Below are 234 nucleotides of genomic sequence, written 5' to 3' on the forward strand. Positions count from 1 at the left end.
GGTGACGTGGAGACGCAGCAGTGACACCACCGCCGGCTGACGGAATAGCCGGTTAAAGAGTGTAGACGTTGATTCCCGCAGGCAAATCCACGGGAAGAGTCGAACTTGAGAGTACACCAACTCCCTCGGGAAGCGGTGATAGTGTGGGTAATCAGACTGCCGAGAAAATCCGCTAAGCTTAACGTTGGAGGTACCCGTACCGCAAACGGACACACGTAGTCGGGTTGAATATAC

General features: G+C 54.3%; 1 rRNA gene. It reads left to right on the top strand.

What is annotated here, in order from left to right:
* Window positions 1–234: ribosomal RNA gene (locus H6A61_RS16380) — 23S ribosomal RNA — on the top strand; the annotation flags it as partial.

Origin of the sequence: Bacteroides caecigallinarum, from assembly GCF_016901995.1 — a bacterium.
Classification (GTDB): Bacteria; Bacteroidota; Bacteroidia; order Bacteroidales; family Bacteroidaceae; genus Phocaeicola; species Phocaeicola cellulolyticus.